This window comes from Marinobacter oulmenensis, assembly GCF_014201735.1.
Lineage (GTDB): Bacteria > Pseudomonadota > Gammaproteobacteria > Pseudomonadales > Oleiphilaceae > Marinobacter > Marinobacter oulmenensis.
Window position 1 is genome coordinate 344,436 of the sequence record NZ_JACHFE010000004.1, and the last position, 19,865, is coordinate 364,300.

Consider the following 19,865-nt stretch of genomic DNA (forward strand, 5'->3'; position numbering starts at 1 on the left):
GGTAATGATCACGCGGACGGGAATACACCGGTGGACAGGTAACGATCTCCGCGGTCACAGATGATGGCCACAATGATGGCGTTTTCAACCTGCCGGGAAAGCCGGAGTGCGGCAGCAATGGAGCCACCGGAAGACACACCGCAGAAAATCCCCTCCTCGGAGGCCAGTGCCCGCATGGTTTCCTCGGCTTCCTGCTGGCCGATGTCCAGCACCTCGTCCACCCGGCTGTCATCATAGATTCCGGGCAGATAGGCCTCGGGCCAGCGCCGGATACCGGGAATGGAGGCCCCGTCTTCCGGTTGCAGGCCGATGATCCGGATATCCGGGTTGCGCTCCTTGAGATACCGGGAGACCCCCATGATGGTGCCGGTGGTTCCCATGGAGCTGACAAAGTGGGTCACCTTGCCCTCGGTTTTTTCCCAGATCTCGGGCCCCGTGGTGCGGTAATGGGACAACGGGTTGTCCGGATTGCTGAACTGGTCAAGCACCTTGCCTTCCCCGTTCTCCTGCATACGCAACGCCAGATCCCGGGCACCTTCCATGCCCTCGTCTTTGGTCACGGTGATGATGTCTGCGCCGTAGGCACGCATCGAGGCCCGGCGTTCCTCACTCATGTTCGCCGGCATGATCAGCTTCATGCGGTAGCCCTTGATGGCGGCAGCCATCGCCAGGGCAATGCCGGTATTGCCTGACGTTGCCTCAATCAGGGTGTCACCGGGCGCAATCTCGCCTCGGCGTTCGGCCTCCTGAATCATGCCCATGGCGGGACGATCCTTCACCGAACCGGCGGGGTTATTGCCCTCCAGCTTGGCGAGAATAACGTTGGACGTGTCGCCCGGCAGACGCTGAAGACGCACCAGGGGAGTGTGCCCGACATAATCTTCAATGGTGGGAAAAATCATGGTTGAACCCTGTGGTACACTTTCGGATTCGAATCATACGCGTTATGGCCGGATTGTCCCAATACAGCTTGTCGCTAACACAATGACACCCGGCTATAACCCAACGAGCTTGGGACCATAGATGCAGTCATATGGTTCCGGATCATCTATCCTGACACGGATGTAGCCGGAGGTTTGACCTCCCCAGGAAGCCCGGAAGATCGACAGGAACACATTTATGCGGCGTTGGGGCATTCGCAAAAAGGTCCTGGTGGTAACGCTCGTTCCCACTTTGCTGATCACGCTTTTACTCGGCCTGTTTTTCACTTACAGCTGGGTCAACAACATCGAGAGCCTGCTCAAGGACCGTGGCGAATCGCTTTCACGCCAACTGGCTGCCGGTTCCGAATATGGGCTGTTCACCGGCAACCGCAGCCTGCTGACCAACCTGTCCAACGCCCTGCTTGAAGAACAGGACGTGCGCTCCATCACCTTCTATACCAGCGACGGCGACCGTCTGCTGCATACCGGGCCCAGCCGCGCGGACACGCTGCCACCGGAAGACCTGAAAGCCGACCGGGCCGTCCGGTTTGCCCGGGGCGACAGTACGTTGTTCATTACCCCGGTGTTCCTCCAGGACCTGATGATTGATTCGGTACTGGACCCCGGCGCCCGCTCTTCAGGAACCAGCCAGAGCGCCCCCCTGGGCTGGACAGCGGTGGAGATGTCCCACCTGCGGACCCAGAAAGAAACCTACAAGGCCCTGCTGATTTCCCTGCTTCTGGTGATCGGCGGCGTGCTGCTGAGCCTGGCCATCGCCCTGCGCCTGAGCCGTTCCTTCACCGATCCCATTTTCCAGCTGACCGAGGCCGTAGCGCGTTTCCGGGAAGGCAAACTCGACACCCGGGTCTACACCGCCGCCGGCCCCGAGTTCGAACAACTGGAATCCGGCCTGAACGACATGGCCTCGGAGCTGAGCAAAGCCCAGGCGGAAATGCAGCAGAACATTGATCAGGCCACCGAGGACCTGCGCGAAACCCTGGAAACCATCGAGATCCAGAACATTGAGCTGGATTTCGCCCGCAAGGAGGCGCTCGAGGCCAGTCGTATCAAGTCGGAATTCCTGGCCAACATGTCCCACGAGATCCGCACCCCGCTCAATGGCATCATCGGTTTCACCGAACTGCTGCAGAAGAGTCCGCTGCCGCGCCAGCAGCAGGATCACCTGAACACCATCCGCAAGTCCTCGGAGATCCTGCTCACCATCATCAACGACATTCTCGACTTCTCCAAGATCGAGGCCGGCAAACTGATCCTCGACCGGACCCCCTTCCAGCTCCGCTCCATCATTGAGGAGGTCATGGTGATGCTGGCCCCCTCTGCCCACGCCAAGGGGCTGGACCTGGTGCCACTGGTTTACCAGGATGTCCCGGACAACATCATGGGGGATCCCCTGCGGGTGAAGCAGGTCATCACCAACCTGATCAACAACGCCATCAAGTTCACCCAGACGGGCGAAGTGGTCCTGCGGGCGAGCCTCGAGGAGGAAGATGAACAAAGCAATCGGGTCACCCTGAGACTCAGCATCACAGACTCCGGCGTGGGGCTGTCCCGGGCACAGCAGCAGTCCCTGTTCAATGCCTTCAGCCAGGCCGACCCCTCCACGGCCCGGCAATACGGTGGCACCGGCCTGGGCCTGGCCATTTCCAAGCGTCTGGTGGAGGAAATGGGCGGCAGCATCGGCCTGGAAAGCGAGCTGGGCAAAGGGTCTACTTTCTGGTTCACGCTGGTAACAGAGGTCACCGTCAGCACCCAGGCTATCGATGCCCGCGAGGAACTGCAGGGCGAACGGGTAATCTATCTGGAAAACCAGAAAACCAGCGGCCTGGCCCTCGAGCACCTGTTACGCGATTGGGGCGTTTCACTGGAGCGGGCCGCCTCGCCCGAAGCCCTGCAGGAAAAAGTCGAAGAGGCCCAACGCAACCGGAGAGGCTACGCCGTGGCCATCATTGGCATCACCCGGCACCTGCAGACGTCCCGGCAGTATTACCGGTTACTGCACACCCTGGAGGTTGAACGGGACTGCCGCACGCTGTTGCTGACCCCTACCCTGGAAACCCAGGATATCCCGCTCACGGGCCTGGCCAGTGGTCACCTGGTAAAGCCGGTGTGCCGGGAGCCGCTGTACAGCGAACTGATGCTGCTGATCCATGGCAGCCCCGGCGGCGCTGCGTTGCCGCCCCCTCAGCCCCAGCGACTGCCGCCACCGTCCAGACAGAATGCCCCCCGCATACTGGCGGTGGACGATAACGACGCCAATCTCAAGCTGGTGCTGACCCTGCTGCGGGACTATCGACTGGATCCGGTTGGCGCAACCAGCGGATTTGAGGCTCTGTCCCATGTCCGCAAGCAGCCGTTCGACCTGATTTTCATGGACCTGCAGATGCCCGGCATGGACGGCGTCGAAACCACGGCCCGTGTTCGTGAACTGGACACCCCCGAACATCGGACCACAATCATCGCCCTGACCGCCCACACCCTCTCCGAAGAGCAACAGCAACTGCGCCGACAGGGATTCGATGGTTACATCACCAAGCCCATCAGCAGTGCCCAGTTGGCCGCACTGGTGCAAGAACATACCGGCGTTGATGTCACCGGCGAAAACAGCCGGGATAACAATGGCAATAACCGGGAGTCGGACCGGGCCCACCGTCCCTCGAACCGCAGCATGCAGGAGGATTGTGTCAGTATTGATGAGGGTATCCGGCTGGCCGGCGGCAAGCCGGACCTGGCAGAAGAACTGTTCAGCATGCTGCTGGAGCAGCTACAGCCCGACATGGAGAGGATTCAGTTACTCTGGAGCAGTAACGACATCAGCAACCTGCTCGAGTGTGTGCACAAGCTGCACGGTGCCACCCGTTACTGCGGCGTTCCGGAGTTGCGCACCGCCACCCAGCAACTGGAAACGGCCCTGAAACGCCAGGGCGACGGCCAGACAGAACTCAAGGACCAGTTACTGGCCGCCATGGAACGGCTGCAGGTATGGAGTGAGCGAACCGACTGGCAATCCCTGTTCCGGGCTCACAGCCAGGCGACCGCCGACTAGGTCCGGGCGCCGTTAACTCCGGGCCCGGTCAAGTATCGCCCGCATATCCCGGACCGCTTCCTTCAGGCCGGTAAACACGGCCCGCGCGATGATGGCGTGACCGATATTGAGCTCGTTAATCCCCGGAAGTGCCGCCACCCGCTCCGTGTTGTGGTAGTGAAGTCCGTGGCCGGCATTGACGATCAGGCCCTGCCCCCGGGCATAGGCCACCGCTTCCTCCAGAATACGGAAAGACGCTTCCCGCGCCGGGGCGTCGACGGCCTCCGCATACTCCCCGGTATGAAGTTCCACAACCGGCGCGCCACAACGGACAGCCGCATCAATCTGTTTCGGATCAGGATCGATAAACAAAGAGACTTCACAACCGATCCGTGCCAGCCGTTCACAGGCAGCAGATACCCGGGCTTCCTGGCCGGCAACGTCCAGACCGCCCTCCGTGGTCAGCTCTTCCCGCTTCTCCGGCACCAGGCATGCACACGCCGGGCTCACCTGTTCGGCAAACGCCAGCATATCCTCGGTAACGGCCATTTCCAGATTCATCCGCGTCTGCAGGGTTTCCTTGAGCAGCAGGACGTCGCGGTCCTGGATATGGCGGCGGTCTTCTCGGGGATGAATGGTAATCCCGTCCGCACCCGCTTCCTCGGCCACCAGTGCCGCCTGAACCGGGTCCGGATACCGGGTCCCCCGGGCCTGACGCAGTGTGGCGACATGATCAATATTGACACCCAGCAGGACTCTGGACTTCATGGGGTTCTCCCTGATGATGAAACAAATTGACTGAAAAGACGGCGACTGTGCAGCGGCTTGCCCTGGAGCAGGAAGTCCACCAACACCCGCATCACCCGCTTGGCGGTCCGGCGTGGATCGTCGCTGCGGAAATCCCCTTCCGCCAGGGCAAGCAGCGCACTGCCTGGCAGGCGGCGCACCAGTGCCCCCGGCTCATCGGCCGAGACAATGCCCTGCCCCGGATCGTAGCCATACTCGTTGCCGGCCTCCACGCGCAACCCGGTGTCCGTGGCCAGATCCCAGGCAAAATCGTAGCCCAGCGCAGCGGCAAAATCACACTCGAAGGTCCGGAGTACGGGCTCGATGTCAGCACCCGGCGGCAGGGACGACAGCGACTGCAGGGTTTCAATGTAGGCGGCAAACAGCGTCTGATGAGGGTCCGCGGCGGGCAGGACCCGCAGCAGCAGTTCGTTGATATAGAGACCACTGTAGAGTGCTTTCGTCTGGCCCAGCGGCGGGGCGTGGCGGCCTTCGACCTGAATCAGGGTTTTCAGGTCACTGCGCCCGGTCCAGTCCACCATCAGCGGCTGGAATGGCTGCAGTTGTGCCTTCAGAGGGCTTCGTGCCCGGCTGGCGCCTCTTGCAATCAGCGACACCCGACCGTGATTCAGACTGAACAGGTCCACCAGCAGGGAGGTCTCTCGCCAGGGCTGGCGATGGATCACATAGGCGGGCTCCTGCTGCACCGCTCCCTTCATGGAGGCCTCAGAAATCGTTCATGCCCAGGCTCTTCAGCGCCCGGTCACTGTCGGCCCAGCCACGCTTGACCTTGACCCAGAGTCGCAGCATGACTTTGCAGTCAAACATGCGCTCCATATCGGCGCGGGCTTCCTGGCCAATCCGACGCATACGCTCGCCCTTGTCGCCAATCAGGATTTTCTTCTGGCCCTCACGCTCCACCAGGATCAACGCAGAAATATGCAGCGTGGTCCCCTGGTGTTTGAATTCCTCAATTTCCACGGCCACCGAATACGGCAGCTCGGCGCCCAGTTGCCGGGTGATTTTTTCCCGGACCATTTCCGACGCCATGAAACGCTCACTGCGATCGGTGATCTGGTCGTCCGGGTAGAAGTGCACACTCTGGGGCAGATAGCGGCCCACCGCTTCCTCCAGCGGCGCCAGGTTATTTTCCTTGAGCGCTGACAGGGGAATAATTTCGGCAAACTCACGTTTTTCCGCCAGTGCCTGCAGGTGCGGCAACAGCAGATCCCGATTGTCCAGCTTGTCCACTTTGTTAACCGCCAGAATGACCGGGCAGGTCAGGCGCTTGAGCTTGTCCAGCACCAACTGGTCCGCTTCGGTCCAGGCCAGCTGGTCCACCACAAACACCACGACATCCACGTCAACCAGCGCCGAGGACGCCGCCCGGTTCATGTAGCGGTTCAATGCGCGGGGCTCTTCCTCATGCATCCCCGGCGTATCCACGTAGATGGCCTGTACCGCATCCTCGGTCTTGATACCGAGCACCTGATGGCGGGTGGTCTGGGGCTTGCGGGAGGTAATGCTGAGTTTCTGACCCAGGATATGGTTCAGCAGAGTGGACTTGCCCACGTTGGGGCGTCCGACAATGGCGACAAAACCACAGCGGCTGTCAGGGTTTTCGGGGGCCGTTACATCGTTCATGTCAGGTCTCCACGCCCAGTTCCCGGAGTGCATTGCGGGCCGCCTGCTGCTCAGCAATACGGCGACTGCTTCCGGTACCGGTGGTTCGACGGTCCAGCGAAGGCAGTGCACAGGACACATGGAACGTCTGGTTATGGGCCTCGCCGTCCACCGAAATCACATCGTACCGGGGCAGCGGGAATTGCCGGGACTGCAGGTATTCCTGCAGGCGGGTTTTGGGATCTTTCTGGGTGTCCTGAATATCGAGCCCGGCCAGACGCTGCTCGAACCAGCGCAGGACCTGCTGCCGGCAGGTATCGAAGTCGCTGTCCAGGTAGATGGCGCCAATAATGGACTCCACCGCATCCGCCAGTATCGACTCCCGACGGAAGCCGCCGCTTTTGAGTTCACCGGAGCCCAGCCTCAGGTACTGGCCCAGTTCGAACTCCCGGCCGATCTCGGCCAGGGTCACGCCTTTAACCATGCGCGCCCGCAGCCGGCTCAACTGCCCTTCACGGGCCTTCTCAAAATGGTGGTAGAGGTGCTCGGCGATCACCATGTTAACGATGGAGTCACCAAGAAACTCCAGACGTTCGTTGTTCTGATTGCCATAACTGCGGTGGGTCAGCGCCAGCAGCAGCCGCTCGGGCTCGCTGAACTGATAACCAATGCGGCGCTGAAGCTGTTCTAGATCCGGATGTGAACTCACTTGCCCTTCAACTCATACTCATGCTGGAAGTGGACAACGGTATCCACGTTGGCCACTAGACTGTTTCGAACCTCATAATCCACTTTGATCACCACCACATCCTCGTCTTTCTCGACGGAAATGTTCTTGGCATCAAAGCCGCGGACGTTATTGACGCTCAGACGTTTGTTAATCAGGCCCCGCACCTGGGCCGGCCCCATCATGGAGAGGCCATCGGTGCCATCCAGGCTCTCCAGGGCCTCCTGGATAGTCAGGTCGTCGATGTAAGCCGGCCCCAGTTTGACCGCGAACATCAGCAAAGCACCGAAGAACAGTGCGATAATCATCACCGAGGAGGCGCCGCCCTGCTGCCTGGCACCCAAACATGTGTAGCTATTCATGACAGCGTCACTCCGGAACAAACAGAATCAGTCAATACTGCCCACTCGCTCAAAAGATGGCAGAGTGGTCAGCGATTTCCAGTGCATCCAGATCGCAAAGGCCTTGCCTACCACAAGTTCATCCGGAACCGTGCCCCAGAAGCGGCTGTCGTTGCTGTTGTCCCGGTTGTCGCCCATCACGAAGTAATGCCCTTCCGGTACCACCCATTCACCTTCGCCGGCACCAGTCATCCGGCCCATGGTATGGTAAATATCATGCTCGACACTGCCGAGCTGTTCACGCCACCGCTCAACCGGCGGCAAACGGGCAACAAAGCTCCGCGGTACCGGGTCACCGTTGATGAACAGGTGCTTGTTACGGTAGCGGATGTGATCGCCCGGCAGCCCGACCACCCGCTTGATGTAATTGGTGCTCCGGTCTTCGGGATAACGGAAGACCATGACATCCCCGCGCTCGGGGTCACCAATCTCCAGCACTTTGGTGCCAGCCACCGGCAGCCGCACGCCATAGGCGTACTTGTTCACCAGGATGAAGTCACCCACTTCCAGCGTTGGCAACATGGAACCGGATGGGATCTGGAAGGGTTCCACCAGGAAGGAACGCAGAACCAGTACCACCGCCAGCACCGGAAAAAAGGACCGACTGACATCAATCAGCCAGGGCTCCTTGGGTTCTTCCTCTTCCGACGGGGACGGTGTTTCTGCCGCTCCGCCCAGGGTTCCGGTGGAGGCGGCCATGCGCCGCTTTTTCAGGAACAGCACATCGGCCAGCCAGATCACACCGGTGACCAGAGTGAGGATCACCAGTACCAGCGGAAAATTAATGTCCATCCAGGTGCCTTAGTTCTATTTGTCGACTTGAAGTACTGCAAGGAACGCTTCCTGGGGCACCTCGACGTTCCCCAGCTGTTTCATGCGCTTCTTACCCTCTTTCTGCTTCTGCAGAAGTTTCTTCTTCCGGCTGACATCACCACCGTAACACTTGGCCGTTACGTTCTTGCGCAGGGCCTTGACGGTCACCCGGGCGACCACGTGGGTACCGATGGCGGCCTGAATGGCAATATCAAACATCTGCCGGGGAATCAGCTCTTTCATCTTCTCGATCAACTGACGGCCTTTGTAATGGGCCTGCTCCTTGTGCACGATCAGCGCCAGGGCATCCACCCGATCGCCATTGATCAGCACATCCAGGCGCACCAGGTTCGCGGTCTGGAAGCGCTGGAACTGGTAGTCCAGGGAAGCAAAGCCCCGGCTCGCTGACTTGATCCGGTCAAAGAAGTCCATGACCACCTCGGCCATGGGCAGTTCATAGGTCAGTTGCACCTGGGTCGACATGAAGTGCATGTTTTTCTGTACGCCCCGCTTTTCTTCACACAGGGCGATCACGTTGCCCAGGTGCTCCTGCGGTACCAGAATGCTGGCTTCAACAATCGGCTCGCGCATCTCCTCGATGGAGCCGGCCTCCGGCAGCCTTGAGGGGTTGTCCACGGCCAGGGTTTCGCCCTGATTGGTGATCACCTCGTAAATAACCGTGGGCGCAGTGGTGATCAGGTCAATACCGTATTCACGCTCCAGCCGTTCCTGGATGATCTCCATGTGCAACATGCCCAGGAAACCACAGCGGAAACCGAAGCCCAGAGCATCCGAGTTTTCCGGCTCGAAGAACAGCGAGGCGTCGTTGAGCGTCAGTTTTTCCAGGGCATCCCGGAAGTCTTCGTAATCGTCGGCATTGACCGGGAACATGCCAGCGTAAACCTGGGGTTTGACCTTCTTGAAACCGGGGATCCGGTCGGTTTCCTCGGCGTATTTCTGGTGCACAATGGTGTCGCCCACCGGCGCACCGTTGATGTCCTTGATACCGGCGATGACAAACCCGACATCGCCGGTATCCAGAATAGCGGTATCCTTGGGCTTGGGATTGAAGATCCCGACCTTTTCGGCTGTCCAGGCCTTGCCGGTGGACTTGATGACAATCTTGTCGCCCTTGCGCAGACAACCTTCGGTAATCCGCACCAGCGACACCACGCCCAGATAGTTATCGAACCAGGAATCGATAATCAGCGCCTGCAAAGGGGCGTTGTGATCACCCTTGGGGGGCGGCACCTTACGGATCAGGTCCTCTAGCACATCCTCAACACCCAGACCGCTTTTGGCACTGCAACGCACCGCGTCCGTGGCCTCGATCCCGATAATGTCCTCAATCTCGGCAGCCACCCGGTCCGGCTCCGCCTGGGGCAGGTCCATCTTGTTGAGCACGGGCACGACTTCCAGCCCCTGTTCAATGGCGGTGTAGCAGTTGGCAACAGACTGGGCTTCAACGCCCTGCCCGGCATCCACCACCAGCAGTGCGCCCTCACAGGCGTACAGGGAACGGGACACCTCGTAGGAGAAATCCACGTGCCCAGGGGTATCGATAAAATTGAGCTTGTAGGTCTGGCCGTCGCGCGCCTTGTAATCCAGCGTTACGCTCTGAGCCTTGATGGTAATCCCGCGTTCCCTTTCCAGGTCCATGGAATCCAGCACCTGATCCGCCATTTCACGGTCGGTCAGACCACCGCAGACCTGGATGAATCGGTCCGCCAGGGTGGATTTGCCATGATCGATATGGGCGATAATGGAAAAGTTACGGATTCGGCTCAGGTCAGTCACAGACAGTAATTACTCACTTGATGACGGGAAATGGATCCGGCAAGACCATGCTTGGTGTCCGGGACGGCGTGATTTTACCGGTTAGCGACGGCTATTACCACGATCCGCCCGGTCTCGATACAAAAAGGCCCTCCGGGGCGACAACTGCCGCCAACCCGAGGGCCCATCCTGCGCCGGGCATCCAGCGGACACCCGATCTTTCGGGACGATCAGGGCTTCATTACAAGATAGCTTGCCCGGCCCTGGCGAACGATGCGCACGGAAACCGCCCGATCTTCGGGCAGATCCGCTACCGCCTCACGGAAATCCTTGACCGAACGCACAGGCTGGCGATTGATCTCTGTGATCACATCCCTGGGCCGGATGCCAGCAGCATAAGCTGCCCCCCGATCCACCTCGGTCACCACGACACCGCCTTCAAGGCCGGCTGAGCGCGCCACTTCCGGCGGCAGGGACTCAACCACCAGTCCCAGGGCGCCCGCGCCGGAGTCCTGACCACCGGATGCCGGTTCCTCCGCTGAGGCGCGTTCGTCCGGCAACTCACCAATGGTAACGTCCACATCCACTTCACGCCCCTCTCGCAGCACGGTCAGGGTCGCCGTTTCGCCTATCGGCGTGCGACCAACCATCGGCGGCAGGTCGGAAGACATCTCCACCTCGTCGCCGTTGTACTCCAGGACAATATCACCGGACTTCAGGCCTGCCTCGGCCGCCGGAGAATCGGCCATGACTTCGGCCACCAGGGCACCACGGGGACGCTTGAGACCAAAGGTTTCGGCCAGATCACGATTGACTTCCTGGATCAGCACCCCGAGCCAGCCCCGGGCTACACTGCCCTCATCACGAATCTGCCGGAACACATTCATGGCATCATCAATGGGGATGGCAAAGGAGACGCCCATGAAACCACCGGACCGGGTATAAATCTGGGAGTTGATGCCAATCACCTCGCCGTCCATGTTGAACAGCGGGCCGCCGGAGTTACCCGGGTTGATGGCCACATCGGTCTGGATGAAGGGTACGTAGTTCTCTGACGGCAGGTTACGCCCCAGGGCACTGACGATACCGGCCGTTACTGTGTAGTCGAAACCAAAGGGGGAGCCGATCGCGAACACCCATTCCCCCACTTTCAGATCCCGGGACTGGCCGATGCTGACCACGGGCAGGTCTTCAGCGTCATCAATCCGGAGCACAGCCATGTCAGAGCGCGGATCGGTTCCAACAATGGTGGCCTGGAATTCCCGGCGGTCACTCAGGCGAACGGTCACCTCATCAGCGCCCTCAACCACGTGGTTATTGGTCAGCACATAGCCATCAGCCGAAACAATGAACCCGGAGCCCATGGAACGACGGGGCTGCTGAGAGTGGGGGGAACCACCAAACGGCGACTGGGGACCGCGGAAGAACTCCTGGAGGAAAGGTGGCAGTTGCTCCAACTGGCGCTCATCAAAGGGCAGGCCATGAAAGCTGGACGACTGGCTCTCGGGCTCGGTGGTCGTACTGATGTTGACCACAGCACTGGAGTTCTCCTCCACCAGCTCGGTAAAATCCGGCAGCTCCCGGGCCGCAAGTGACTGACTCCAGAAAACGCTCACCAGAGCCGCCACCATGAAAAGCATCCCCCACAGTTTGCCGGGCGTCAGGCTCCGGGACATGCGGGCGACTTCAATCTGTGTACTTGGCATTTCAACCCCCTGATTCACTACTTGGCAACTCGATTTTTGGGGACAGGACGTGCGATTTTCAACTTAAAAAACCGTAGGCATTACAGACATGTAACAGAAGCAATCCGGCTAACCCGAAGCAGCCGGGGCTGATATCCGGCGCCTGCACGGGACTGCCATCGACGCACGGCGAGAAAGCCCCCAGCCAGCCCGCCCAGAGCCCCCAGCATCGCCGCCAGGTCTGAGCCCCAGACCTGATAACCCCAAACGGTGGCGGCAATCATCAGTGCCATGGGCACACCATAAACCGCCAGTGACGCGCGCAGCAGTGACTGCTCATCAATACCGATCTCCACCTCGTCACCAACACGGGCTCCCACCGGATTATCGACCAGAATCTGATTGGCCCGGCCACCAGATACGGATGCCAGGGCACGCTGGCCACAACCGGAGCGCGCCGAGCAACTCTGGCAGGCGCTGGTCCGAATCGTCTGGACCCAGGCCTGATCCCCCTTGATGCCCACGACCTTGCCGGTTTCCGTAATCATGAGCCCGGCATCTCAGCCGACAGTTCATTGTCAATCTGCACAGATTCCGCCACTTTGCGGGCCGTCGGTGGCGGCACCTCGCCGACAACGGCAATCAGGAAGGTCCGCTCCCCGACTGACACCTCCCTCATGTAGATGGTGGTCGCGCCAACCCTGGAGACACCCGTTGGCATTTTCAGTCGGCCGACAGGCTCGACAAAGACGGAGAACGCGGCCAGTCCGTCGGAAAAGGCCACCGCTTTCCCGTTACCGGAACGGGGAGCCGCAGCAGGCTCAAACCCCGCCGGCCGCCAGTCCAGGGTCCAGCCGTTCATCCGGCCAACACTGGAATGATCACCTTCTTTCGGCCCCAGGGTGCGGGCAATCTCGCGCCCGCTGGTCTGGACTTTCAGCTCATCATCGGAAATGTCATCGGTGATATCGAGGCTGGTGAACTGGAAATGCTCAAGTACCCGGCCGTCGGTGTCGGTGACATGGCTCTTGATCAGCAGGCCGGTGTTTTTCTCAAGCCAGAGCCGGTAGCTGTAGCGGTTTTCGTCCCTCGCCCTGAGGGCAATGGTTACCACATCGTAACCGGCGATGCGGTCCTCGCCGACACGTTCAGGGCGATACCACTGGCCGACGGGCATGAACTGGGTGGAAAACGCCTCGGCAAACGGACCGGATGGAATGACATCGTCCAGCCGTACGCGCCCCTGATCCGGCAGCACGCAGACCACATCCATGCCCTTGCGGACAATTTCGCCGCCGGCACCGTCCTGCAACACCAGCCGTTCCTCGACCCGACCCTCGCGGTAGCGATGAACAATGCGCAGGGATTGCACCTGGGCTCCGCGGGAATAGACAAAAACGCCACGGTAGGAGGTCATGTTCAGAGCAGGGCCAAGCTGCTCCAGCCACTCAGAGGCTGAACGCGGCTCTTGCCCCCCGCTGCTATTTCCGGAGTCTGCCAGCACGGCGGCTGGCACCAGAAGCAGAAGTGACATCAGCAGCGCCCGCAGCGGCAATCTACCCGCTAACCCCATAACCTTACCTCAGTCCCTCAGTAGCCATCGGACGCGCTTACCAGCCGGGCATAACCAACCGACCCACGCCCGACACCCACACTGTTATGCTGGGCATGTTCCAGCAGAAACTGGCGCATCTGCCGGCGCTGCTCTTCATCGAGCCCCTGAAGTGCCAGCTCATCAGTCCCGGTGGGTAGCAGGGCAGCATTCTGTTGCGCCCCAGCGGGCACGGTGGAGGTTGCCAGTGGCTGTGAGTTGCGGGCATCCCAGCCGGTACCAGCACCAAAACCAATCACCAGGGCCAGGGTCACCATGGCAGCCACCGGCCAGTGCCAGCTCACGGCTTTCACATCCCGGCCGGTGCTGGCAGCAGGCTGAGGCTGCACGCCTCTCTGGCTATCCAACCGTTCCCGTACCGCACCGGCAATGTCCATACCCGCCGCAGGGCCATGATTGTCGTGCATCAGATCACGGATTTCCTGCCAGCGCCGCCACTGGCTCCGCACCCCATCCTGGTCGGCCTGGGATAACAGACGCCGAACCGACAGTTCGTCCGCCTCATCATCCATCATGGCCGACAGGGTTTCTCTGAGACGCTCGTCCATCGGATGCAACCTCACTCGTAAGTCGCTGAATGATTGATCATCGGGGCCAACTGCCGGTCAATGGCTTCCCGGGCCCGAAAAATCCGGCTCCGTACCGTACCAATCGGACACTCCAGAACCCGGGCAATATCTTCGTAGCTCAGCCCGTCGTATTCCCGGAGCAGAAACGCCGAGCGTAATTCCTCCGGCAGGTCCGCGATAGCGGAACTCAGCGCCTTCTGCAACTGCTCGCGTTGAAGCAGGCGTTCGGGGGAAGCCACATCCCGCAACCGCCCGCCATCATCAAAATTCTCGGCGTCCGCCACATCCGCACTGCCCTGTGGTCGACGGCCCCGCGCCTCCAGAAAGTTCTTGGCCGTATTCACGGCAATCCGATACAGCCAGGTGTAAAACGCGCTGTCACCGCGAAACCGCTCAATCGCCCGGAAGGCTTTGACAAACGTTTCCTGGGTCAGATCCATGACTTCCTGGCTGTCATATACATAGCGGCTGATAATGGAAGCCACCCGCGACTGGTATTTCACCACCAGCAGGTCAAACGCCGCCCGGTCACCATTACGGACCTTGCGTACCAGTTGCAGGTCAGTCTGGCTGTCGGTCGGTTCACCCTGTTTCCAGTCGGTGTCAGGCGTCATGGACGAAGCAACTTTCGATTCCGTTTTCCCGGCAACCGGCCGGGCCTTTGTGAGCATCGCTTGTGTCATCGGTAATATCCGGCATTCGTTCATGGGCTCGGACACCCGAATGGCCATTGCAGCCAGCAGGTCCGTCAGGCCAAATAGACAGCAAGCGCAAAGTTTAGTTCAATACACCTCCACATTATGGCCCGCGACATAGACCCAATGCCACAGTCCTACGAATACGACGTCCTGATCATCGGTAGCGGTGCAGCCGGCCTGACCGTCGCACTCAACCTGCCGGCACACCTGAGCGTCTGCGTGATCAGCAAGGCCGACATCAGTTCCGGCGCCACGCTGTGGGCACAGGGGGGCATTGCAGCCGTGCTGGATGCCGCGGATTCGGTGGAGGAGCACATCCAGGACACCCTGCGCGCCGGCGGCGGTCTGTGCCATGAAGACGCTGTCCGGTTTACCGTGGAGCACAGCAAGGAAAGCATCGACTGGCTAATTGATTCCGGTGTGAATTTCACCCGCGAAGACGATAGCGAACAGTACCACCTGACCCGTGAAGGCGGGCACAGCCGGCGCCGGATCATCCATTCCGCGGATGCCACCGGCAAAGCTGTTTCGACCACCCTGGCGGAACAGGCCGCTTCACGCCCCAATATTGACCTCAAGCCGAACCGTGTCGCAGTGGACCTGATCACCAACGGCAAACTGTCACTGCCGGGTAACCGTTGTGTGGGCGCCTATATACTGAACCTCGCCGACAATCACGTGGAGCTGTTCCGGGCCCGGTTCACGGTCATTGCCACCGGCGGCGCCTCAAAGGCCTACCGTTACACCACCAATCCGGACGGAGCCTCAGGCGATGGCATTGCCATGGCGTGGCGTGCCGGGTGTCGTGTGGCCAACATGGAATTCAACCAGTTCCACCCGACCTGCCTGTACCACCCACATGCCAAATCTTTCCTGATCACCGAGGCGGTTCGGGGGGAAGGCGGCATCCTCACGCTTCCGGACGGTTCCCGCTTCATGGACCGCTTTGATGACCGGGCCGAACTGGCGCCCCGGGACATTGTCGCCCGCGCCATTGACCACGAGATGAAACGTCTCGGGGCAGACCATCTGTACCTGGACATCAGCCACAAGCCGACGGAGTTCATCCGGCACCACTTCCCGACCATTTACGAGAAGTGTCTTGAATACGGCATCGATATTACCCGGGATCCGATTCCGGTGGTGCCGGCAGCCCACTACACCTGTGGCGGTATCGTCAGTGACGAGCGGGCCAGGACCGATGTCAATCAACTCTATGTGGTCGGCGAGGCCGGCTTCACCGGCCTGCACGGCGCCAACCGGATGGCCAGCAACTCCCTGCTGGAATGCCTGGTGTATGGCCGGGCCGCAGCAGCAGACATTACCCGCCGGGAGTCTGACATCCCCGCGCCGCCATCGGCACCGGACTGGGACGAGAGCCAGGTAAGGGATTCCGATGAAGACGTGGTGATCTCACACAACTGGGATGAGCTGCGTCACTTCATGTGGGACTACGTCGGCATTGTCAGGACCACCAAGCGGCTTCAACGTGCCAAACACCGGGTGGACCTGCTGCACCGGGAGATCAGTGAGTTCTACAGCAACTATCGCGTCAGCAATGATCTGATAGAGCTGCGCAATCTGGTCACGGTTTCCGACCTCATCATCTGCTCCGCAATGCAGCGCAGGGAAAGCCGGGGACTGCATTACACCCTGGACCACCCGGGCCTGCTCCATGATGCGGGGGATACCTTACTGGTACCCACCACCTACAGGACCCAGTCCCCGTAACCCGCGGGGCCCACTCAGTTTCAACAACGGAAACGACTATGTCCGAAAACAGCAACGCCGAAAAGGAACACACCGAATTCCATCGCCTCTGGTGGCACAGCCGCCGGGGCATGCTGGAACTGGACCTGCTGCTCCTGCCCTTCCTTGAGGAGGTCTATCGCGATCTGGATGCCGAGGATCAGGCCCGTTACCACAAGCTGCTGACCTGCGAAGACACCGATATGTTTGAATGGTTCATGCAACGCAGCCGGCCGGAAGATCCGGATCTCCAGCGCATGGTCGACATGATCCTCAATCGTGTCCAGCCGGATTGACCTGACACTTACTCCCTCGCACGCGGTGGGCGGCCTGGCCGCCCTGCCCTGGCTCCTGCTGACCGCGTTCATTGTCGCCACCGCGATCATTCAGTGGCCCTGGCTCCTGCCCTTTCTGCCGGTGTCACTGTTCCTGGGCTGGCGCGACTACCAGCGCCTTGGCCTGCTTCAACACCCCACCGCCGTCACCGGCCTGACGGTCAGCGGTGACACGCTGTATTGCCGGTTCTCCGACGGCCGCCAGCAGCCCGTGGCTATCGGCTCGACCAGCGGCTTTGGCGCCTCCATCCTGGCCTTGAAACTGCGCCCGCCCGGCACCATGTCAGAAAGGATATCCACGATCATTCTCAGCGACATCGGGCCAATCAGGGCCAACACCTCAGCGGACGCTCTTCGACAGATGAAGGTGTGGCTCAGAACCGGCCCGTTACCAACCTGTCAGTGACCAAGTCAGCCAACCGGAGACTGCTATGAGCCAGCACGATCACGAACCTTCAGGTCACGCCAGCACTGGGGGTTACGCCGTCCTTGCCGACAGAACCCTGGTACGGATCAGCGGACCTGGCACAGACAAATTTGTTCAGGGCCAGTTCAGCCAGCAGGTTGACGACATTACGATGACCCGCTCACTGCGCGCCGCCGCCTGCACCCCGAAAGGCCGGACCTACTGCCTGACCCGCATGGTCCGCGACGGTGACGACCTGCTCATGGATCTGGACCATGAACTGGCGGAGCGGACACTGACGCACCTCCGCAAATACCTGATGCTGTTCCGCGGGACCACTATGGAGACCGTAGAGTCTGCCGAAATACTGGGGCTGGTGGGACAGCCCTGCGCACGGGAGCTGGCTGGCGAACGGGTGGATGCCCTCAGCAATCCCGGGGACGTGGCCGAACTGGACGACGGCTACCTGATCCTGCTGGAGCCGACCGTCGATGGCACCGCCCGCTATGAATACTGGAGCCCCCGGGGCCCTGCCAGGCGCCCCTCAGAAAACCCGGAACTCAGCCTGCGGCAGTGGCAGGGCGCGTGCATCCGGGCCGGCGTGCCCTGGCTGACACCACAAGGCCACGAGGCCTATGTGCCGCAGATGCTGAACCTGCAGCACCTGCAGGGCATCCATTTCAAGAAGGGCTGCTACACCGGACAGGAAGTGGTCGCCCGGATGCACTTCCTTGGCCAGCTCAAGAAAAGCCTTTACCGGTTAACCGCCTCGGGCCTGACAGACGCCCCGGCTCCCGGCACCCGCGTACTCGCCGATGGCAAAAACGCGGGGGAAGTGGTCAATGCGGTCATGACTGACGATCAGGTCGCGGAAATCCTGGCGGTACTGCGACACAATAGCGCCAACCAGCCCCTGACTCTCGATGATGACCGGGGCACCACTGCCGAGCTGGCAACGCTGCCCTACGTTGTGCCCGAACAACAGAACGCGTCGGAATCGGATACATAAGGTGACAGCCAAAGCGGCGGGAATTTGCTATAAGATAAGACAATCAGGGCCTATGGCGCTCTGCCAGGCACACTCATCACAAGCGGAACGTGACTGATCATGGCAACGATTATCGACACCATCAAAAGCGACCTGACCGAAGCCATCGAAAACGACAAGCTGGTGCTCCCCACCCTGCCGGAAGTAGCCCTTAAGGTCCGGGAAATCGCCGAGGCGGAAGACTCCGCCATCATGGATCTGGTCAAGGTGATCAGCAACGATACTGCCCTGTCAGCCCGGATCATTCGCGTTTGCAACAGCCCGCTGTTCCGGGGCACCCGGAGCATCGAGAACCTGAACATGGCCGTCAGCCGCCTGGGCATGGCCTACACCAGCAATCTGGCCATGGGCCTGGCCATGGAGCAGATGTTCCAGGCCACCTCGGACATGATCGACAAACGCCTGCGTCACACCTGGCAGACCAGCACAGAAGTGGCAGGCATCTGTCACGTCCTGGCCCAGCACTACACTGGCCTCAAAGCCGATCAGGCCACACTGGCCGGCCTGGTCCATCTGATTGGAGTACTCCCCATTCTCCGTTACGTGGAGGATCAGGACATTCAGATCAGCAGCATCATGCTCGATAATGTCATCGATGAGATTCACCCCCGGATCGGCACCCTGATCCTTCAGAAGTGGGACTTCCCCCGGGAACTCCAGAACGTGCCCGAGGAATACGCCAATTTCGCCCGGGAAGTTCCGAAAGCGGACTACGCGGATCTGGTCATGGTGGCCAACCTGCAACTGGTTGCCGGCACCGACCATCCGTGGACAGAGATGAACTGGAAGACCATTTCCGCTTTCAACCGCCTGGGGCTGGACCCGGACACCGACATGAACGAGGAAGAAGACCTGAGCGCCCAGATGGAAGCTGCCATGGCCCTGCTCAAGTAGAGCGGGCCGGGTCAGCTTTTGCTGTAGCGCTGGAGCAATTCCGCCAGAGAGGGCAACGCCCAGTTCACGGGTGGACGCCCCCGTTCCTGAAGCCATTGATTCGCCTGGGAGAAATGCCGGCAGCCGAAAAAGCCCCGGTAGGCGGAGAGCGGCGAGGGGTGAGGGCCTTCCAGCACCCGATGACGGTTGCGATCGATGTGGCGGCCTTTCTTGCGGGCGTAGCTCCCCCAGAGCAGAAACACGACATCCTCACGTTCCCGGTTGACCGTCTCGATCACCTTGTCGGTGAAGGTTTCCCAACCCTTGCCCTGATGGGCGCCGGCATTGCCCTGTTCCACCGTCAGGACGCTGTTCAACAGCAGGACGCCCTGCTCTGCCCACGGCTGCAGGCAGCCATGATCCGGCGGGGCGATGCCCAGGTCACTCTCGATTTCCTTGAAAATATTGACCAGCGAGGGCGGCGTGGGCACTTTCGGCCTTACCGAGAAGCACAATCCATGGGCCTGGCCCGGCCCGTGGTAGGGATCCTGTCCGAGAATCACCACCGACACCTGGTCCAGAGGCGTGCTGTTCAATGCGTTGAAACAGAGGTTTCCGGGAGGGAACAGAACCTTGCCGGCCGATTCCTCCTCCGCCAGGAAGCGGGCCAGTTGTTCCATGTAAGGCTGCCGGAACTCTCCGGAGAGAAAATCGTCCCAGCCACGGCCGGGCTTGAGCTGACTGGCGAGAACATCGGCTGGTGACATGGCGACAGCTCCCGGTGGGATCAAGGAAAAG

General features: G+C 60.6%; 20 protein-coding genes. 6 read left to right on the forward strand and 14 right to left on the reverse strand.

What is annotated here, in order from left to right; genetic code table 11:
• Positions 1-8: 8 nt before the first annotated feature.
• Positions 9-902 (reverse strand): cysteine synthase CysM, encoded by an 894-nt coding sequence (gene cysM, locus HNR38_RS09885; protein ID WP_183703096.1) that lies wholly within the window; start codon positions 900-902, stop codon positions 9-11.
• A gap of 217 nt (positions 903-1,119) precedes the next feature.
• Between cysM and HNR38_RS09890 the strand changes: the two genes are divergently transcribed.
• A complete protein-coding gene (locus HNR38_RS09890) occupies positions 1,120-3,987 on the forward strand; it encodes an ATP-binding protein (protein WP_183703098.1) in 2,868 nt (955 codons plus the stop codon).
• 12 nt (positions 3,988-3,999) lie between these two features.
• Here the strand turns inward: HNR38_RS09890 and pdxJ are convergent, their stop codons facing one another.
• The 12 genes from pdxJ to rpoE all read right to left on the reverse strand — a co-directional run bounded on the left by pdxJ (position 4,000) and on the right by rpoE (position 14,641).
• Positions 4,000-4,734 (reverse strand): pyridoxine 5'-phosphate synthase, encoded by a 735-nt coding sequence (gene pdxJ, locus HNR38_RS09895; protein ID WP_183703100.1) that lies wholly within the window; start codon positions 4,732-4,734, stop codon positions 4,000-4,002.
• A complete protein-coding gene (gene recO / locus HNR38_RS09900; protein WP_183703103.1) occupies positions 4,731-5,471 on the reverse strand; it encodes a DNA repair protein RecO in 741 nt (246 codons plus the stop codon). Before recO ends, pdxJ begins: the two co-directional genes overlap by 4 nt.
• Positions 5,472-5,478: 7 nt before the next feature.
• Positions 5,479-6,396 carry a GTPase Era gene (gene era, locus HNR38_RS09905; protein ID WP_183703107.1) on the reverse strand — a complete coding sequence of 306 codons (918 nt, stop codon included), beginning with the start codon at positions 6,394-6,396 and terminating at the stop codon, positions 5,479-5,481.
• A 1-nt stretch (position 6,397) separates the two neighbouring features.
• Entirely contained in the window at positions 6,398-7,084 is a 687-nt protein-coding gene (gene rnc / locus HNR38_RS09910; protein WP_183703110.1) for a ribonuclease III, read from the reverse strand.
• On the reverse strand, positions 7,081-7,464 hold the full coding sequence (locus HNR38_RS09915) for a DUF4845 domain-containing protein (RefSeq protein ID WP_183703114.1): 384 nt from the start codon (positions 7,462-7,464) through the stop codon (positions 7,081-7,083). Before HNR38_RS09915 ends, rnc begins: the two co-directional genes overlap by 4 nt.
• Positions 7,465-7,491: 27 nt before the next feature.
• Positions 7,492-8,295, reverse strand: a complete 804-nt coding sequence (gene lepB, locus HNR38_RS09920; protein ID WP_183703117.1) for a signal peptidase I — start codon at positions 8,293-8,295, stop codon at positions 7,492-7,494.
• Positions 8,296-8,310: 15 nt separating this feature from the next.
• Positions 8,311-10,113: a translation elongation factor 4 gene (lepA, locus tag HNR38_RS09925; protein WP_183703120.1), complete on the reverse strand. Its 1,803-nt coding sequence runs from the start codon at positions 10,111-10,113 to the stop codon at positions 8,311-8,313.
• Between the two features lie 209 nt (positions 10,114-10,322).
• Complete coding sequence (locus HNR38_RS09930; protein WP_379919160.1) at positions 10,323-11,756, reverse strand: DegQ family serine endoprotease; 1,434 nt, start codon at positions 11,754-11,756, stop codon at positions 10,323-10,325.
• Between the two features lie 122 nt (positions 11,757-11,878).
• Complete coding sequence (locus HNR38_RS09935) at positions 11,879-12,325, reverse strand: SoxR reducing system RseC family protein (protein WP_183703126.1); 447 nt, start codon at positions 12,323-12,325, stop codon at positions 11,879-11,881.
• Entirely contained in the window at positions 12,322-13,311 is a 990-nt protein-coding gene (locus tag HNR38_RS09940) for a MucB/RseB C-terminal domain-containing protein (protein WP_246362583.1), read from the reverse strand. The genes HNR38_RS09935 and HNR38_RS09940 overlap by 4 nt, the downstream gene beginning before the upstream one ends.
• 56 nt (positions 13,312-13,367) lie before the next feature.
• Complete coding sequence (locus HNR38_RS09945) at positions 13,368-13,937, reverse strand: sigma-E factor negative regulatory protein (RefSeq protein ID WP_183703132.1); 570 nt, start codon at positions 13,935-13,937, stop codon at positions 13,368-13,370.
• An 11-nt stretch (positions 13,938-13,948) separates the two neighbouring features.
• Positions 13,949-14,641: an RNA polymerase sigma factor RpoE gene (gene rpoE / locus HNR38_RS09950; RefSeq protein WP_183703135.1), complete on the reverse strand. Its 693-nt coding sequence runs from the start codon at positions 14,639-14,641 to the stop codon at positions 13,949-13,951.
• A gap of 138 nt (positions 14,642-14,779) precedes the next feature.
• On the opposite strand from rpoE, the gene nadB reads away from it, so the two are divergent.
• The 5 genes from nadB to HNR38_RS09975 all read left to right on the forward strand — a co-directional run bounded on the left by nadB (position 14,780) and on the right by HNR38_RS09975 (position 19,088).
• Positions 14,780-16,387 (forward strand): L-aspartate oxidase, encoded by a 1,608-nt coding sequence (gene nadB / locus HNR38_RS09955; RefSeq protein WP_183703138.1) that lies wholly within the window; start codon positions 14,780-14,782, stop codon positions 16,385-16,387.
• A 38-nt stretch (positions 16,388-16,425) separates the two neighbouring features.
• A complete protein-coding gene (locus HNR38_RS09960) occupies positions 16,426-16,701 on the forward strand; it encodes an FAD assembly factor SdhE (protein ID WP_183703156.1) in 276 nt (91 codons plus the stop codon).
• Positions 16,685-17,146 (forward strand): hypothetical protein, encoded by a 462-nt coding sequence (locus HNR38_RS09965; protein WP_183703159.1) that lies wholly within the window; start codon positions 16,685-16,687, stop codon positions 17,144-17,146. Before HNR38_RS09960 ends, HNR38_RS09965 begins: the two co-directional genes overlap by 17 nt.
• 25 nt (positions 17,147-17,171) lie before the next feature.
• Positions 17,172-18,155 carry a CAF17-like 4Fe-4S cluster assembly/insertion protein YgfZ gene (ygfZ, locus tag HNR38_RS09970; protein ID WP_183703162.1) on the forward strand — a complete coding sequence of 328 codons (984 nt, stop codon included), beginning with the start codon at positions 17,172-17,174 and terminating at the stop codon, positions 18,153-18,155.
• Between the two features lie 99 nt (positions 18,156-18,254).
• The gene (locus HNR38_RS09975) at positions 18,255-19,088 is read left to right on the forward strand and encodes an HDOD domain-containing protein (RefSeq protein ID WP_183703165.1); all 834 of its coding nucleotides are present in this window, start codon (positions 18,255-18,257) and stop codon (positions 19,086-19,088) included.
• A gap of 11 nt (positions 19,089-19,099) precedes the next feature.
• Here the strand turns inward: HNR38_RS09975 and ung are convergent, their stop codons facing one another.
• Complete coding sequence (ung, locus tag HNR38_RS09980) at positions 19,100-19,834, reverse strand: uracil-DNA glycosylase (RefSeq protein WP_183703168.1); 735 nt, start codon at positions 19,832-19,834, stop codon at positions 19,100-19,102.
• Positions 19,835-19,865: the final 31 nt, after the last annotated feature.

What these genes read in the sequence shown, in the direction of transcription:
- cysM (WP_183703096.1), bottom strand. Translation starts at nt 902, where the DNA reads ATGATTTTTCCCACCATTGAAGATTATGTCGGGCACACTCCCCTGGTG.
- HNR38_RS09890 (WP_183703098.1), top strand. Translation starts at nt 1,120, where the DNA reads ATGCGGCGTTGGGGCATTCGCAAAAAGGTCCTGGTGGTAACGCTCGTT.
- pdxJ (WP_183703100.1), bottom strand. Translation starts at nt 4,734, where the DNA reads ATGAAGTCCAGAGTCCTGCTGGGTGTCAATATTGATCATGTCGCCACA.
- recO (WP_183703103.1), bottom strand. Translation starts at nt 5,471, where the DNA reads ATGAAGGGAGCGGTGCAGCAGGAGCCCGCCTATGTGATCCATCGCCAG.
- era (WP_183703107.1), bottom strand. Translation starts at nt 6,396, where the DNA reads ATGAACGATGTAACGGCCCCCGAAAACCCTGACAGCCGCTGTGGTTTT.
- HNR38_RS09915 (WP_183703114.1), bottom strand. Translation starts at nt 7,464, where the DNA reads ATGAATAGCTACACATGTTTGGGTGCCAGGCAGCAGGGCGGCGCCTCC.
- lepB (WP_183703117.1), bottom strand. Translation starts at nt 8,295, where the DNA reads ATGGACATTAATTTTCCGCTGGTACTGGTGATCCTCACTCTGGTCACC.
- HNR38_RS09935 (WP_183703126.1), bottom strand. Translation starts at nt 12,325, where the DNA reads ATGATTACGGAAACCGGCAAGGTCGTGGGCATCAAGGGGGATCAGGCC.
- HNR38_RS09940 (WP_246362583.1), bottom strand. Translation starts at nt 13,311, where the DNA reads ATGTCACTTCTGCTTCTGGTGCCAGCCGCCGTGCTGGCAGACTCCGGA.
- HNR38_RS09945 (WP_183703132.1), bottom strand. Translation starts at nt 13,937, where the DNA reads ATGGACGAGCGTCTCAGAGAAACCCTGTCGGCCATGATGGATGATGAG.
- rpoE (WP_183703135.1), bottom strand. Translation starts at nt 14,641, where the DNA reads ATGACACAAGCGATGCTCACAAAGGCCCGGCCGGTTGCCGGGAAAACG.
- nadB (WP_183703138.1), top strand. Translation starts at nt 14,780, where the DNA reads ATGCCACAGTCCTACGAATACGACGTCCTGATCATCGGTAGCGGTGCA.
- HNR38_RS09960 (WP_183703156.1), top strand. Translation starts at nt 16,426, where the DNA reads ATGTCCGAAAACAGCAACGCCGAAAAGGAACACACCGAATTCCATCGC.
- ygfZ (WP_183703162.1), top strand. Translation starts at nt 17,172, where the DNA reads ATGAGCCAGCACGATCACGAACCTTCAGGTCACGCCAGCACTGGGGGT.
- HNR38_RS09975 (WP_183703165.1), top strand. Translation starts at nt 18,255, where the DNA reads ATGGCAACGATTATCGACACCATCAAAAGCGACCTGACCGAAGCCATC.
- ung (WP_183703168.1), bottom strand. Translation starts at nt 19,834, where the DNA reads ATGTCACCAGCCGATGTTCTCGCCAGTCAGCTCAAGCCCGGCCGTGGC.